Origin of the sequence: Streptomyces sp. NBC_00454 (genome assembly GCF_041434015.1) — a bacterium.
In the GTDB taxonomy this organism is placed as follows: domain Bacteria; phylum Actinomycetota; class Actinomycetes; order Streptomycetales; family Streptomycetaceae; genus Streptomyces.
The window spans coordinates 1,297,108-1,311,558 of record NZ_CP107907.1 but is presented as its reverse complement, the minus strand read 5'-3'; the positions used below and the strand labels follow the sequence as shown (position 1 = coordinate 1,311,558).

The 14,451-nt window shown below is 69.7% G+C and carries 16 protein-coding genes; 15 read left to right on the top strand and 1 reads right to left on the bottom strand.

From position 1 onward, the window contains the following. Nucleotides 1-99: 99 nt before the first annotated feature. A complete protein-coding gene (locus OHU74_RS06055) occupies nt 100-372 on the bottom strand; it encodes a UBP-type zinc finger domain-containing protein (protein ID WP_330295383.1) in 273 nt (90 codons plus the stop codon). A 288-nt stretch (nt 373-660) separates the two neighbouring features. Here OHU74_RS06055 and OHU74_RS06050 point away from each other — a divergent pair, with 288 nt between their 5' ends. From OHU74_RS06050 to OHU74_RS05980, 15 genes are all read left to right on the top strand, one after another. Next, nucleotides 661-1,485, top strand: a complete 825-nt coding sequence (locus tag OHU74_RS06050; protein ID WP_371614949.1) for a type 1 glutamine amidotransferase domain-containing protein — start codon at nt 661-663, stop codon at nt 1,483-1,485. A 46-nt stretch (nt 1,486-1,531) separates the two neighbouring features. Then, nucleotides 1,532-3,181: a thiamine pyrophosphate-binding protein gene (locus OHU74_RS06045; protein ID WP_371614948.1), complete on the top strand. Its 1,650-nt coding sequence runs from the start codon at nt 1,532-1,534 to the stop codon at nt 3,179-3,181. Between the two features lie 46 nt (nt 3,182-3,227). Beyond that, entirely contained in the window at nt 3,228-3,659 is a 432-nt protein-coding gene (locus tag OHU74_RS06040) for a nuclear transport factor 2 family protein (RefSeq protein ID WP_371614947.1), read from the top strand. Between the two features lie 66 nt (nt 3,660-3,725). Then, nucleotides 3,726-4,181 carry a nuclear transport factor 2 family protein gene (locus tag OHU74_RS06035; RefSeq protein WP_371614946.1) on the top strand — a complete coding sequence of 152 codons (456 nt, stop codon included), beginning with the start codon at nt 3,726-3,728 and terminating at the stop codon, nt 4,179-4,181. 4 nt (nt 4,182-4,185) lie between these two features. Continuing rightward, the gene (locus tag OHU74_RS06030) at nt 4,186-4,566 is read left to right on the top strand and encodes a nuclear transport factor 2 family protein (protein ID WP_371614945.1); all 381 of its coding nucleotides are present in this window, start codon (nt 4,186-4,188) and stop codon (nt 4,564-4,566) included. 11 nt (nt 4,567-4,577) lie between these two features. Then, a complete protein-coding gene (locus OHU74_RS06025) occupies nt 4,578-6,203 on the top strand; it encodes a GMC family oxidoreductase (RefSeq protein ID WP_371614944.1) in 1,626 nt (541 codons plus the stop codon). Continuing rightward, nucleotides 6,196-6,807: a DJ-1/PfpI family protein gene (locus OHU74_RS06020; protein ID WP_371614943.1), complete on the top strand. Its 612-nt coding sequence runs from the start codon at nt 6,196-6,198 to the stop codon at nt 6,805-6,807. The genes OHU74_RS06025 and OHU74_RS06020 overlap by 8 nt, the downstream gene beginning before the upstream one ends. Next, nucleotides 6,807-7,265: a VOC family protein gene (locus tag OHU74_RS06015; protein WP_371614942.1), complete on the top strand. Its 459-nt coding sequence runs from the start codon at nt 6,807-6,809 to the stop codon at nt 7,263-7,265. The genes OHU74_RS06020 and OHU74_RS06015 overlap by 1 nt, the downstream gene beginning before the upstream one ends. Nucleotide 7,266: 1 nt before the next feature. Continuing rightward, nucleotides 7,267-9,087, top strand: a complete 1,821-nt coding sequence (locus OHU74_RS06010) for an AGE family epimerase/isomerase (protein WP_371614941.1) — start codon at nt 7,267-7,269, stop codon at nt 9,085-9,087. A gap of 36 nt (nt 9,088-9,123) precedes the next feature. Continuing rightward, a complete protein-coding gene (locus OHU74_RS06005) occupies nt 9,124-9,492 on the top strand; it encodes an STAS domain-containing protein (RefSeq protein ID WP_371614940.1) in 369 nt (122 codons plus the stop codon). Next, on the top strand, nt 9,489-11,624 hold the full coding sequence (gene glgX, locus OHU74_RS06000) for a glycogen debranching protein GlgX (RefSeq protein ID WP_371614939.1): 2,136 nt from the start codon (nt 9,489-9,491) through the stop codon (nt 11,622-11,624). Before OHU74_RS06005 ends, glgX begins: the two co-directional genes overlap by 4 nt. A gap of 23 nt (nt 11,625-11,647) precedes the next feature. Beyond that, nucleotides 11,648-11,959, top strand: a complete 312-nt coding sequence (locus tag OHU74_RS05995; RefSeq protein ID WP_330295371.1) for an STAS domain-containing protein — start codon at nt 11,648-11,650, stop codon at nt 11,957-11,959. A gap of 4 nt (nt 11,960-11,963) precedes the next feature. Continuing rightward, on the top strand, nt 11,964-12,428 hold the full coding sequence (locus OHU74_RS05990; RefSeq protein WP_371614938.1) for an ATP-binding protein: 465 nt from the start codon (nt 11,964-11,966) through the stop codon (nt 12,426-12,428). Beyond that, on the top strand, nt 12,410-13,669 hold the full coding sequence (locus tag OHU74_RS05985) for a PP2C family protein-serine/threonine phosphatase (protein ID WP_371614937.1): 1,260 nt from the start codon (nt 12,410-12,412) through the stop codon (nt 13,667-13,669). Before OHU74_RS05990 ends, OHU74_RS05985 begins: the two co-directional genes overlap by 19 nt. Further along, nucleotides 13,669-14,409 (top strand): AAA family ATPase, encoded by a 741-nt coding sequence (locus OHU74_RS05980; RefSeq protein ID WP_371614936.1) that lies wholly within the window; start codon nt 13,669-13,671, stop codon nt 14,407-14,409. The genes OHU74_RS05985 and OHU74_RS05980 overlap by 1 nt, the downstream gene beginning before the upstream one ends. Nucleotides 14,410-14,451 lie beyond the last annotated feature (42 nt).

The following is a 14,451-nucleotide window of genomic DNA, read 5'->3' as shown; positions in this document are numbered from 1 at the left end:
CGGGCTTGCGGTTCTCCGCGCGCTCGGCGGTGGCCGCGGCCCCCGCGGCCGGAGCCGCGGTGGCCGCGGTGGCCGCGGTGGCGTTCTCCGGGGCCGCGTTCACGCCGCGTCCAGCATCAGCTTGTCGGCGTAGCACCAGGCCCAGTCCTCGCCGGGCTCGTGGGAGGCCGCGATGGGATGCGCGGTGGTCCCGTAGTGCCGGGTGGCGTGACGGTTCTTCGAGGAATCGCAGCACCCGACGTGCCCGCAGCTCAGGCACATCCGCAGGTGCACCCAGCTGTCCCCGGAGACGAGGCACTCCTCGCAGCCCTCGGTGCCGGGTTTCACCGGACGTATCTGATCGATGTGTGTGCACAGCAGATCCACCGTCATCGTCCCCGTCCCTCTCTCGCGCTCTCGCGCTTCGCGCCCGTGATTGCAGTGCGCCCGTGATTCACGGCGCGTCCAGACCATAAGGCGGGGCCCCCGCAGGGGTTCAGCGATTCGGCCGAAGTCAGGTAGTCCGGAAGCTACTTCATGACATCGGCGGACGACTTCCTGAGGTGCCCCCATGACCTGGGCCACTACCTCACGAAGTCGCACACCGGCGCTTTGACGAGAACCCCCGACCCGGCCAGTGTGGGGGACGCCAACGACAACAGGCGGCGCCTGGAGGAATCCGTGAGCAGAAAGATTCTGGTCATTGTCTCCGAACACGGTTACTGGGCCGAGGAACTGATCGGCCCCGTATCGAAGTTCGACGAGCAGGGCTATGAAGTCGTATTCGCCACGCCGACCGGAAAGCGCGCGCACGCGCTTCCGCCGAGCCTCGACGCGAACTACATCGATCCTCCACTGGGACGCTCGGTCACCACCGAGGAGAACGCCCGGCTGGGCCGGGAGTTCGAGCAGTCGAGCCGGCTCGACTCCCCCCTCGACATCGAAGCGTGGGCGCCCGAGCGCCCGTACACGAGCGACGAGGGATATCTGCGCAAGCTGGAGCAGTACCACCGCGATCTGGACAAGCTCCAGGCCGACATCGCCGGTTACGACGCGATCCTCATCGTCGGGGGAAGCGGACCCATCGCCGACCTCGCCAACAACGAGCGCGTGCACGCCCTGATCCTGGCGTTCAAGAACGCCGGCAAGGTCGTCGCGGCCGAGTGCTACGGGGTCGCCTGCCTGGCCTTCGCCCGCGACTGGGGCGACCGCCGCAGCATCATCTGGGGCAAGCACGTGACCGGCCACTGCAAGGAGTACGACTACAAGGACGGCACCGGATTCCTCGGTACCGACTTCAACATGGGTCCGCCGCCCTACCCGCTGGAGTACATCCTGCGCGATGCGACCGGGCCGCGCGGGGCCTACCACGGGAATTTCGGCCACCCGCTCTCGGTGATCGTCGACTTCCCGTTCGTAACCGGCCGTTCCACCCCCGATTCATATCTGACGGGGCAGAAGATCGTGGAAACCCTGGAAGAGGGTCTCACCCGATACGGCTGGTAATCGGCGAAGCGTCCCGGCAACGCAGCGGAAAAAGAGGGGGAGTTCGATGAGTTCCGGAGCCACTCCCGGACGGGAAAGGCTGATCGACCAGTTCAAAGCGGACGGCCTGAACATCATGTTCGGAAATCCGGGGACGGTGGAACAGGGATTCCTCGACGCGGTCGACGCGGCGGAGGACTTCCAGTACGTGCTCGCCCTCCAGGAGACCGTGGCCGCCGGCATCGCCGACGGCTACGCACGGGCCACCGGCGGCGCGGCCCTGCTCCAGCTCCACTCCGGGGTGGGGCTGGGCAACGGGATCGGCATGCTCTACCAGTCGCTGCGCGGCCACACCCCGCTCGTGGTGATCGCCGGCGACGCCGGGGTGCGCTACGACGCCATGGACGCGCAGATGGCCTGCGACCTGGTGGCCATGGCGAAGCCGGTGACCAAGTACGCGACCCGGGTCACCGACCGGCACTCGGTGCTGCGCACCGTCCGCCGGGCGGTGAAGATCGCCCTGACCCCGCCGCGCGGCCCGGTGTTCGTGGCGCTGCCGATGGACGTGCTGGACGAGCTGAACTCCGAGCCCGTGCTGCCCGCCACGACGGTGCTCACGGACGTGGCGCCCTCGCCGGCCTCGGTGGGGCGGGCGGCCGCACTGCTCGCCTCCGCCGAGCGGCCCGTCGTCCTCGTCGGCGACGGGATCTCCCTGGCCGGGGCGCAGCGCGAACTCGTCGCCGTCGCCGAGCTGCTGGGCGCCGACGTCTACGAGGTCGACTCCTCCGAGGTGAACATCGCGGCCTCGCACCCGCTGCGCCGCGGCCAGACGGGCCACATGTTCGGCCCGCACAGCAAGGAGCTGATCGGGGACGCGGACGGGGTGCTGATCGTGGGCACCTACGTCTTCCCCGAGGTGTTCCCCGAGCTGGAGAGCCCCTTCCGGACGGGCGCCAAGGTCGTGCACATCGACCTGAACGCCTACGAGATCGCCAAGAACCATCCGGTGGACCTCGGGATCGCCGCCGATCCGCGGCGCGCGCTGAGCGCGCTGGCCGGCGTACTGGAGCAGGTGCTCACCCCCCGGCAGCGGGCGGCGGCCGCAGGCCGGCTGGACGCGCGGACCCGGGAACGGGCCCGCGCGGGACTCCTCGCGGGGTCCGAGGCGGACGGTACGCCGATGGCCGTCTTCCTGCGGACCCTGGCCGAGCGCACCGGCGGGGACCTGATCGTCTTCGACGAGGCGCTGACCACCTCCCCGCTGGTCACCCGGTACCTGCCTCCGGAGCGGCCGGGGGACTACCACCTCACCCGGGGCGGTTCGCTCGGGGTGGGCTTCCCGGGGGCGGTCGGGGCCAAGCTCGCCCGCCCGGACCGGCTCGTCGTCGGCTTCGCGGGCGACGGCGGGTCGATGTACACCTACCAGGCGCTGTGGACCGCGGCCCGGCACGGCATCGAGGCCAAGTTCGTGGTCTGCAACAACCGCAAGTACCGGCTGCTGGACGACAACATCGCCCAGTACTGGCGGGAGCGGGAGATCCCCGAGCACGGTTTCCCGGGCTCCTTCGACCTCTCCCGGCCCGAGATCGACTTCGCGGGGCTGGCCCGGTCGCTCGGTGCGGGCGGGATGCGGGTGGAGAAGCCGGACGAGGCGGTCGCCGCCGTGGGCCGGATGCTGGCCCACCCCGGACCGTTCCTGGTCGACGTACAGATCTGAACAGCCCCCACGGATCCGAACACCACCACGGACAGGAGGAGACCGCATGCCCGCCGAGCGGCTGACCGAGGACGCGATCCGCGCCTTCGCCGACAACTGGTACGTGGCCCTGGACCAGCACGTCGCACTGGACCAGGTGCTCGCCCTGATCACCGAGGACCTGGAGTTCAAGGTCCCCGAGGACACCTTCCTCGGCCACCAGGGCTTCGGCCGCTGGTACGAGGCGGTCACCCACCGCTTCTTCGACGAGGTGCACACGGTCACCAAGGTGGAGCCCGTCATCGAGGGGGACCGGGCGATCGTCCGGGTCCTCGTCAACTGGCAGGCCAAGATCTGGGACCCGCCCGCCGCCCGCAGCCGGTGGCTCGGCTTCGACGCCGACCAGACCTGGACGGTGGTGGCCGGGCCCGACGGGCCGCTGATCCGGCAGTACACCGTCAACGAGCTGGCGGCCATGCCCGGTTCCGCCTCCCTCTGACGCCCGACCGCCTGACTGCCTGACCGTCTGACCGCCCGACGCGGCGCAGCCGAAGGAGAAGCGACGATGACCGAAGTGACACGGGAGCGGGTCGAGGCGGCGTACCGCGCCCTCGGTTCCGGCGACCGGGCCAGGATCCTGGAGTACTACGCGGAGGACCTGCGCTGGCAGGTCCCCGGCAACCACCCGCTGGCCGGCTGGTACGAGAGCCTGGACGCCTTCCTGGAACTGATGGGCCAGACCCACAAGCTCACCGGGGGCACCTTCCGCATGGACCTGGAGGCGGTCCTCGTCGGCGAGGACTGCAGCGCGGACGTCTGCCGCAACGTCGCCCTGCGCGGCGGCGCCGACGAGTCGAGCAGCTCCCCGTACGAGCGGATGGACTACCGGGTCTTCCATTTCATGCGCTGGCGGGACGGCCGGATCGTGGAGGGCCACGACGGGCTGTTCGGCGACTCGGCCACGGCCTTCAGCCAGTTCTGGGCGCCCTTCGCGCCGGACGGAACCCGAAGGGACGGATAGGGGGATGAGTGTCATGGACGCGCGGCAGATCTTGCAGAAGTACTACGAGTACGCCAACTCCGGTGACTGGGACCGGTGGTGCGACCTCTTCGCCGAGGACCAGGTCATGGACGAGCAGCTGGCCGGCCACATCGAGGGCCTGGAACTGCTGCGGTCGATGATGAAGGGCATGGGCGCGATGTACCGGGTCTTCCGGAACGAGCCCGTGCACTTCCTCGTCGACGGGGAGAAGGCCGCGGCCGTCTCCCACCTGACCGCGGTCACCCCCGAGGGGAAGGAGATCGAGGCCGAGGTCATGAACTTCTTCCGGATCGTGGACGGAAAGATCGTCTACATGGCGAACTTCCACGACACGGTTCCCTTCCAGGTGCTCGGCCAGGGCTGAGGGGGCGCGCGATGGCCACAGACGAGTACGACGAGTACGACTACATCGTGGTGGGATCCGGCACCGCGGGCAGTGTCCTGGCCAGCCGCCTCTCCGAGGACCCGGACGTCACCGTCCTGGTCCTGGAGGCCGGCGCGGGCCGCATCCCGCCCGAGGTGGACGACCCGTCCTCCTGGTACAAGCTGCTCGGCGGGCCCGTGGACTGGGGTTACACCAGCGTCCCGCAGCCCGGCCTCGACGGCCGCCGCACGTACGAGCCGCGCGGCAAGGCACCCGGGGGCAGCAGCAACCTCTACATCATGATGCACATCCGGGGCCACGCCTCGGACTTCGACAACTGGGCCTACCAGGGCGCGGCCGGCTGGGCGTACGAGGACGTGCTGCCCTACTTCGCCCTGTTGGAGGGCCAGGAGGACGCCACCGCCGCCACCACCGGCACCCGGGGCCCCCAGCGGATCACCAACGCCGGTCGGCACGGCCCCAATCCGGTCTCCCGCGCCTTCATCGACGCGGCCGTCGAGCTCGGCCACGAGGAGATCGCGGACTTCAACACCGACGGACCGCGGCGCGGGCTCTTCGGCACCGGCTGGCACCACATCGACGTGGCCGAAGGCCGCCGCCAGGGCGTTCTCGCCTCCTACCTGGAGCCGTCCCTGGACCGCTCGAACCTGACCCTGCGCACCAGTGCGCAGAGCACCCGGCTGCTCTTCGACGGCGACACCTGCACGGGGGTGGAGTACGTACAGCTGGCGCCGCCCGCGGAGATCCCGGGGCGGACCGTCCGCGACAGCCACAGCACGCCGGCCGGACCCGGGCTGCACACCGTACGGGCCCGCCGGGAGGTGATCGTGGCCGCCGGGGCGATCGAATCGCCGAAGCTGCTGCTGCTCTCCGGGATCGGGCACCCCGAGCAGCTGCGCGAGCACGGGATCCCGACGGTCGCGGCCCTGCCCGGGGTCGGCGAGAACTTCCACAACCACGTGCTGACCGGGCTGATGGCCGAGGTCAACCAGGAACTCCCGCCGCCCGCGCAGAACTTGTCGGAGAGCGCGCTGTTCCTCTCGTCCCGGCCCGGGCTGCCCGCGCCGGACCTGCAGATCGCCTTCGTGCACGTGCCGTTCGACGTGATCGTCGGCCGGGACCACCCCGACACGGTGTCCATCCTGCCGGGTGTCGTACGCCCGGTCTCGCGCGGCTGGATCAGGCTGGCGAGCGCCGATCCGCTGGCTCACCCGCTGATCAACCCGAACTACCTGGGCGACCGCTGGGACCTGGAGCGGATGGTGCAGGGGGTCAAGCTCGCCCGGGAGATCTTCGCGACCTCCGCCTTCTCGCCCTGGTACAAGCAGGAGCTCCAGCCCGGACCCGGCTACGTCTCCGACGAGGACCTGCGCACCTTCGTGAAGCAGAAGTCGGAGAGCTACCACCACCAGGCGGGCTCCTGCCGCATGGGCATCGACGACCTCGCGGTCGTCGACCCCGAACTGCGGGTGCACGGCGTACGCAACCTGCGGGTGGTGGACGCGAGCGTGATGCCGGCCGTCCCGTCGGGCAACTGCCACACCGCCATCGCCATGATCGCCGAACGCGCCGCGGACCTGATCCGCGGCCTGGACAGGGGGGTTCGCGGTGCCTGAAGCCGTACTGCGCGAAGGCGCGCTCTCCGGGACCCGGATCGCGGTCCTGGTCGAGAGCGACTTCTACGAGCCGGAGATCTTCTACTATCAGCACCGGTTCGCCGAGGAGGGCGCCGAGGTCGACTTCCTGACCCGGCTGTGGGGCAACGACTCCATCACGTTCTCCGGGCACGAGTACCGGGCGCCGTTCACCGCCGAGAAGTCCCTGGAGGGGCTCAGCGACGAGGACCTGCGCCGGTACGCGGCGATCATCGTGCCCTCGGGCATGGTGGCGGACCGGCTGCGCTACACCGAGGACGTGGACGTACTGGCACCGGCGACGGAGCTGCTGCGCCGGGCCTTCGAGGAGCCGACGGTCCTCAAGGGGATCATCTGCCACGGCATGTGGCTGGCCGCCTCGATCCCGGACAAGGTGCGCGGCCGCAAGGTCGTCTGCCACAACAACCTCATCGGCGACGTCCGCAACATGGGCGCCGAGTACGTGGACGAGGACGTGGTGGTCGACGGCGACCTGGTCACCGGCCGCACCGGCGCCCACCACCACCTGTTCGCCCGCCGGATCATCGAGCTGATCGCGGCCGGGCGGGGCCGGAGGGCCGGCTGATGGGGCCGGTCGGACCCGGCGGGGCCACCGGGCCGATGCGCTGGTCGCACGTGGGCCTGAACTGCGTGGACCAGAAGACCACCGAGGAGTTCTACACCCGGCACTTCGGATTCTCCCGGGCCCGGGTGGTCGACCTGGGGGAGTCGCGGATCGTCTTCCTGCGCCAGGGCGAGGTGTACCTGGAGCTCTTCGCGGCCGGCACCGATCCGGCCCGCGCGGCGCACGAGGACGGGCCGCAGGCCCCGGGGCGGATGCGCCACCTGGCCTTCCAGACCGACAGCGTGGACGCGTTCCTGGCGCAGCTGGGCGACGCGGCCGAAGTGACCCTGGGGCCACTGGACTTCGACGACTTCATCTGCGGGTGGCGGACCGTGTGGGTCCGCGATCCCGACGGGGTGATCGTCGAGGTCAGCCAGGGGTTCGAGGACGAAAGCTCCCACGACAAGGACGGTGTATGACATGGCGGATGCCGTGAGCTTCTCCTTCTCCGACACGATCGCCGGTTACGTCGGACGCTTCGACTCGGAGTCCCGGCTGCTGCGCCTGAAGACCTCCGACGGCCGGGAGTTCGAGGTCTCGCTGGCCGGCGACCCCAGTGCCGAGCTGGTCCGCAACCTGGACGAGCCGTACATCGACGCCTCCGGGCACATCGACGAGATGCTCTCGCCGGGCCGGTTCCTCTACGTCTACGGGGTCCACTACCCCGAGCACGGCGGCCGCTTCGAGGCCAAGCGCCTGGTGTTCCTGGGCCGCGGGGCCGAGGACTACCGCTTCGAGGAGCCCAGCTGGTGGGTCAAGCAGATCGAATCGCTGGCCGACTTCTACAAGCGGGCGCAGTTCGGGGACGGGCCGGTGGACTTCACCGAGTACCGCACCGAGATCCGGCTCGGCGGGGACAAGACCGCCAGCCATGTCCAGGAGACCGACACGATCTCCCGCCTGGTCTACGGCATGGCCTCGGCCTACCTGCTGACCGGCAAGGACGAGTACCTGGAGGTCGCCGAGCGCGGCACCGAGTACCTGCGCAAGCACATGCGGGTCGTGGACAGCGAGGAGGACGTGGTCTTCTGGTACCACGGCATCAGCGTCGACGGGGACAGCGAACGCAAGCTGTTCACCTCGGAGTTCTCCGACGACTACGACGCGATCCCGATGTACGAGCAGATCTACGCGCTGGCGGGGCCGATCCAGACCTACCGGGTCACCGGCGACATCCGGATCAAGAACGACGCGGACGCCACGATCCGGCTGTTCGACAAGTTCTTCAAGGACCCGGAGCAGGGCGGCTACTACTCGCACATCGACCCGATCCTCTTCAGCGCCGACCACGAGTCCCTCGGGGAGAACGCGGAGCGCAAGAACTGGAACTCGGTCGGCGACCACGCGCCCGCGTACCTGATCAACCTGTACCTGGCGACCGGCGAGCAGCGCTACGCCGACTTCCTCGAGTACACCTTCGACACGATCGCGGACAAGTTCCCGGACTACAAGAACAGCCCCTTCGTCCAGGAGCGCTTCTTCCGCGACTGGTCGCACGACACCGCGCACAGCTGGCAGCAGAACCGCGCGGTCGTCGGCCACAACCTGAAGATCGCCTGGAACCTGATGCGGATGAACTCGCTGAAGGCCAAGCCGGCCTACGAGCAGCTCGCCCGGAAGATCGGCGAGATCATGCCGGCCGTCGGCAGCGACGTACAGCGCGGCGGCTGGTACGACGTGGTCGAGCGGGTCAAGTCCGGGGACGAGGAGACGTATCGTTTCGCCTGGCACGACCGCAAGGCCTGGTGGCAGCAGGAGCAGGCGATCCTCGCCTACCTCATCCTGAACGGCACCGTCGGCGGGGACGAGTTCCTGCGCGAGGCCCGGCAGGCGCAGTCCTTCTACAACACCTTCTTCCTCGACCACGACGAGGGCGCCGTCTACTTCAACGTGCTCGCCAGCGGTACCCCGTACCTGCTCGGCACGGAGCGGCTCAAGGGCAGTCACTCGATGTCCATGTACCACTCGGCGGAGCTCTGCTACCTCTCCGCCGTCTACAACAACCTGCTCGTCAACGGCCGGGAGATGGACTTCCACTTCCAGCCCGACCCGACGAACCTCCCCGACCGCGTGCTGCGCGTCTCGCCCGACCTGCTCCCCGCCGGCTCGGTGCGGATCGCGTCCGTGGAGATCGACGAGAAGCCGTACGAGGAGTTCGACGCGGACGAGCTGACCGTCCACCTGCCCGACGTACAGGGCCGGGTCAAGGTCAAGGTCCGGCTGCGGCCGACCGCCCAATAGCGCTCAACGGGGGCGCCCCACTCAGAGGGGAAAGCAATGACCCTGAACGTGAAGGAACGCCGCAACAAGACGGGCACCGTGCTCGTCGCCACCGGCGAGATCAACAGCGAGACCTCCGGATCGCTGCTGCAGACCCTGCTGCCGCTGGTCCGCGAGGGCAAGCCGCTGCGCATCGACCTGACGGCCGTCACCTACGTCTCCAGCGCCGGGCTGCGCACCCTGCTCGTGGTCTACCGCGAGGCCCAGCACGCCGGGGTCGCCGTCACCCTCTACGGGGTGAGCGAGGAAGTCCGGTTCGTCATGTCGGCCACCGGGTTCCTCGACTTCTTCTCCGCCGGAGAAGCCGAGGCGGCCGCCGTCAAGGCCGCGGCCAAGGCCACCGCCCAGGCGCGGGCCGCGCGATGACCGAGCCGGCTTCCGAACAGGTGCTGCGCGTGGACGCGTACCCGACCCACGAGGTGGGCGGGTACCGCGTCCGGGCCGGCAAGCCCTTCCCCTTCGGGGCCAACGTGGTCCCCGGCGGGGTCAGTTTCTCCGTCTTCTCCGACCAGGCCACCTCCATGACCCTGGTCCTCTACAAGCGCGGAGAGCCCGAGCCGACGGCCGAACTGGAGTTCCCCCAGGAATTCCGCACCGGCAGCGTCTTCGCCATGACGGTCTTCGGCCTCGACCACGAGAACATCGAGTACGGGTACCGGGCCGACGGGCCCTACGACCCCGTCACCGGCCACCGCTTCGACGCCCGCCAGGTCCTCTCCGACCCCTACGCCCGGCTGATCGCCGGCCGCGACGTCTGGGGCGTGGAACCGGACCGCAGCCGCGGGTACCAGTACCGCTCCCGCGTCTGCCTCCAGGACTTCGACTGGGGCGACGACACCCCGCTGGGGATCCCCGCCGAGGACCTCGTCGTCTACGAGACCCACGTGCGCGGCTTCACCCGGCACCCCTCCTCGCGCGTCACCGCCCCCGGCACCTTCGCCGGGCTGCGCGAGAAGATCCCGTACCTCAAGGAGCTCGGGGTCAACTGCATAGAGCTGCTGCCGGTGTTCGAGTTCGACGAGAGCGACAACCCGCGCTCCAACCCGGAGACCGGCGAGAAGCTCTTCGACTACTGGGGCTACAACACCGTCTCCTTCTTCGCGCCCAAGGCCGGCTACGCGGCCACCGGACGCTACGGAATGCAGGGCGACGAGTTCCGGACCCTGATCAAGGACCTGCACGCGGCCGGCATCGAAGTCATCCTCGACGTCGTCTTCAACCACACCGCCGAGGGCAACGAGCAGGGCCCCACCATCTCCTTCAAGGGGCTCGACAACGCCACGTACTACATGCTCACGCCCGAGGGGTACTACTTCAACTTCAGCGGCACCGGCAACACCGTCAACTGCAACCACCCCGTCGTGCGCAACTACGTGCTCGACTGCCTGCGCCACTGGGTCGCCGACTACCACGTCGACGGCTTCCGCTTCGACCTCGCGGCCATCCTCGGCCGGGACCTGGACGGCACCCCGCTGCACAACCCGCCGCTGCTGGAACTGCTCGCCTACGACCCCGTCCTGCGGCACACCAAGCTCATCGCCGAGGCCTGGGACGCGGGCGGCCTCTACGAGGTCGGCAACTTCCCGGCGTACGGCCGCTGGGCGGAGTGGAACGGCAAGTACCGCGACACCGTACGCAGCTTCCTCAAGGGCGACCCCGGGATCACCGGCGACCTCGCCACCCGGATCGCCGGCTCGCCCGACCTGTACTCCAGCCGCGGAACCTCGGCGTCGGTCAACTTCCTGACCGCCCACGACGGTTTCAGCCTGGCCGACCTGGTCTCCTACAACGACAAGCACAACGAGGCCAACGGCGAGGGCAACAACGACGGCGGCAACGACAACGCCAGCTGGAACTGCGGGGTCGAGGGCCCGACCGACGATCCCGGGGTCAACGCGCTGCGCACCCGCCAGATGAAGAACGCCATGGCCATCCTGCTCACCAGCCAGGGCGTGCCGATGCTGCTGTCCGGCGACGAGGTGGCACGCACCCAGCAGGGCAACAACAACACGTACTGCCAGGACAACGAACTGTCCTGGTTCGACTGGGACCTGGTCGACGAGAACTCCGAACTGCTCCGGTTCACACGGGAGATGATCGCCTTCCGCAAGCACCACCGCGAGCTGCGCTCCACCGCCCACCCCACCGGGCAGCTGAGGGACAGCCTGGGGCTGCCCGACATCAGCTGGCACGGGGAGAGGGCCTGGCAGCCCGACTGGTCGCCGGAGAGCCGGCTGCTGGCGGTGGCCCGCTGCGGAACCGGGGACGACGACGTGGTGTACGTGGCCATGAACTCCCACTGGGAGGCGCACGACCTGGAACTGCCCGCCCTGCCGGGCGGCCGCAGCTGGCACCTCTTCGCGGACACCGGGGCCGAGGCCCCGCACGACATCCGCACCCCCGGCGGCGAACTCGAACTGGAGAACGCCGGCAAGTACCTGATCGGCCCGCGCTCGGTCGTGATCCTCGTCGGCCGCACGCCCGACGCCGAGTTCTAGCCCACGCACCGAAGGAGACTCACATGCCGCTTTCCGTGTCCCTGAGCATCGAGGGCGACACCACCGTGATCGAGCTGGCGGGCGAACTCGACGCCAAGACCGCGCCGGACTTCCACCAGACCATCGAGAAGGCCGCCGGGCACGGCACCAGCACCGTCGAGATCCGGATGGCCGGCGTCGGCTACATGGCCAGTGCCGGACTGCGCTCCCTGGTCTTCGCCCAGCAGAAGGTCGCCGACCACGTCACCATCAAGGTGGTCGGCGCCATCGAGCCCGTCTCCCGGACCATCCGGACGGCCGGACTCGACCGCAGCATCGTGCTCTCCGACGACTGAGCCGATGGATGAGGCGGTCAAAACGGCGGGGACCTCCGCCGAGCTCGAAGTGCCCGCCACGATGGGGGCGTTGGGTGACATCGCCGCGCTCGTCCTGCGGCTGGCCACAAGGGCGGGCCTGGACAAGGGCGCCGCGTACCGGATCCGGCTGGCCGTGGACGAGCTGGCCACGAACACCGTGATGCACGGGTACCGGGGCGGCGACGGACGGATCACCGTCCGCGGCCGCTCCGGGCCGGGCCGGGTCCAGATCTCCATAGAGGACTCGGCACCGGCCTTCGACCCCTCCCGGGGGCGGCTGCCACCCGATCCGGGGACCGCCCCGGAGCGGCGCCGGATCGGCGGGCTCGGCATCCACCTGGCACTGACCAGCGTGGACGAGTTCGGCTACGTACGCAGGGACGGCCGCAACATCAGCACGCTGACAGTGATGGCTGAGGGGACGGACCCATGCCCTCCACGACCGTGATCATCCTCGATCAGTACCCGCCACCGCCCACCGAACTGCTCGACGCGCTCGGGGAGATGGGCGCGGACCTGGTCCGGCGCACCCTGCCCGAACTACTGACCGGACCACTGGACGAACTGCCCGAAGCCGATGTGCTGCTCGTCCCCGCCGAGGCGGACGGGGAGTCGGTGCGAACGGCCGTACGCAGACTGCGCCGCTGGGCCGGCGCCCCCATCGTGGTCGTCTGGACCGTGACGGGGTTCGCCGCTCTGGAGGAACACGTCCGGCTCGGCCACGACTACCTCGTACCGCCCTTCCTGCCCTCCCTCGTCGGGGCCCGGCTGCACAGCTGCTCGGAGCGCGCCGGACTCGGCCGCACCCTGCGCGAGGCCGACGCCCGCGCCGAACTCATGGGCTACGAGAAGGAACTGGAGATCGGCCGCGAGATCCAGGCCGGCTTCCTGCCCGAATCGCTGCCGGTCCCCGAAGGCTGGGAGATCGACGTGTGCTTCCGGCCCGCCCGGCAGGTCGCCGGGGACTTCTACGACGTCTTCGAGCTCTCCCGCGGCCGCCGCCTCGCCTTCATCGTCGCCGACGTCTGCGACAAGGGGGTCGGCGCCGCGCTCTTCATGGCGCTCATCCGCTCCCTGCTGCGGCACACCGCCGAGAACAGCGGGCTCCAGCACCTGGTGGCCGCCGGCCGCACCGGCAACAGCCGGCGCATCCCGGTCGTCGGGGCCACCCCGCTGCTCAACGCGGTCACCGCCACCAACGGCTACCTCACCCGCAACCACCTGCGGCAGGGCTACTTCGCCACGCTCTTCTTCGGAGTGCTCGACCCGCTCACCGGATCCCTGGTCTACATCAACGGCGGCCACAACCCGCCGCTGCTGCTGGCCGCCGACGGCGGCGAACCGCTCGCCCTGGAGGTCACGGGCCCCGCCGTCGGGGTGCTTCCGGACTGTGTGTACACACTCGGCTACGCCCAGTTGAACCCGGGCGACACCCTCTTCGTGTTCACCGACGGAGTGCCCGAGGCGCGCTGCCCCAGGGGCAGCTTCCTCGGCGACGAGCGGATGCTGGAGCTGCTCGCCGGCCCCCCGGTGAGCGGCAGGGAGGTGGTCGACCGGATGGACACGGCCGTACGCGAACACACCGGAACAGCCGAACAGCACGACGACGTCACCATGCTGGCCCTGCACCGGCCACGCGCGGCGCGGGGGCCGCACGCGGACGGTGCCGTCCACAAGGTCGTGGCCTGATGACCCAGATCGTCGTGGTCCACTCGTACCGCGGTGGCACCGGGAAGTCCTCGGTGCTGGCGAACCTGGCCCTGCTCATCGCGGCCGGGGGGCGCCGGGTCGGGGTGATCGACACGGACATCCAGTCGCCCACCCTGGACCTGCTCTTCCGGCTCGGCCCCGGCCCCTCACTGGCCGATTACCTGCTGGGGCGGTGCGAGATCGAGGCCGCCGCGCAGGAAGCCCTACCCGGGCTGTACGTCGTACCGGCCCGGACCGGGACGGCCGCGCTGCGCGAGCTCATGACCACCGGCTACGACGTCGGGCTGCTCCCCGAGGGCTTCAACCGGCTGGCCGTCCACCACGACCTGGACGTCCTGCTCCTGGACACCCACGCCGGGCTCAACAACGAGTCGGTCACCGCCATGGCGAGCGCCGACGTACTGATGATCATGGCGCGGGCCGACCGGATCGACCTCCTCGGCGTCGAGGAGACCATCGCCCTGACCGGCCGGCTCGCCTGCCGCCGGACCCTGGTGATGAGCATGGCCCCCGAGGGCATCGACCGGGAGGCCGCCCGGCGGCGGGCCGAGGACGTCTACTGCACCCCCCTGGCCGGAATCCTGCCCTATGTGCCGGAAATGGCCGCGCTCTACGGTGAACGCATATTCGCCGAAGCCCATCCCGACCACCCCCTGGTCGGTGAATTCCACACCATCATCTCGGCGTTGGACGCACGTGACGAAGTATCGCGGGCCTGACGTCATCCCCTTACGCCCCTAGCGGGGGGCGTGTTGAATCGG

Coding starts and splice junctions, on each gene's coding strand:
- OHU74_RS06015 (WP_371614942.1), top strand. CDS start 6,807: ATGGGGCCGGTCGGACCCGGCGGGGCCACCGGGCCGATGCGCTGGTCG.
- OHU74_RS05985 (WP_371614937.1), top strand. CDS start 12,410: ATGCCCTCCACGACCGTGATCATCCTCGATCAGTACCCGCCACCGCCC.
- OHU74_RS05980 (WP_371614936.1), top strand. CDS start 13,669: ATGACCCAGATCGTCGTGGTCCACTCGTACCGCGGTGGCACCGGGAAG.
- OHU74_RS06010 (WP_371614941.1), top strand. CDS start 7,267: ATGGCGGATGCCGTGAGCTTCTCCTTCTCCGACACGATCGCCGGTTAC.
- OHU74_RS06055 (WP_330295383.1), bottom strand. CDS start 372: ATGACGGTGGATCTGCTGTGCACACACATCGATCAGATACGTCCGGTG.
- OHU74_RS06025 (WP_371614944.1), top strand. CDS start 4,578: ATGGCCACAGACGAGTACGACGAGTACGACTACATCGTGGTGGGATCC.
- OHU74_RS05995 (WP_330295371.1), top strand. CDS start 11,648: ATGCCGCTTTCCGTGTCCCTGAGCATCGAGGGCGACACCACCGTGATC.
- OHU74_RS06030 (WP_371614945.1), top strand. CDS start 4,186: ATGAGTGTCATGGACGCGCGGCAGATCTTGCAGAAGTACTACGAGTAC.
- glgX (WP_371614939.1), top strand. CDS start 9,489: ATGACCGAGCCGGCTTCCGAACAGGTGCTGCGCGTGGACGCGTACCCG.
- OHU74_RS06035 (WP_371614946.1), top strand. CDS start 3,726: ATGACCGAAGTGACACGGGAGCGGGTCGAGGCGGCGTACCGCGCCCTC.
- OHU74_RS06045 (WP_371614948.1), top strand. CDS start 1,532: ATGAGTTCCGGAGCCACTCCCGGACGGGAAAGGCTGATCGACCAGTTC.
- OHU74_RS06005 (WP_371614940.1), top strand. CDS start 9,124: ATGACCCTGAACGTGAAGGAACGCCGCAACAAGACGGGCACCGTGCTC.
- OHU74_RS06040 (WP_371614947.1), top strand. CDS start 3,228: ATGCCCGCCGAGCGGCTGACCGAGGACGCGATCCGCGCCTTCGCCGAC.
- OHU74_RS05990 (WP_371614938.1), top strand. CDS start 11,964: ATGGATGAGGCGGTCAAAACGGCGGGGACCTCCGCCGAGCTCGAAGTG.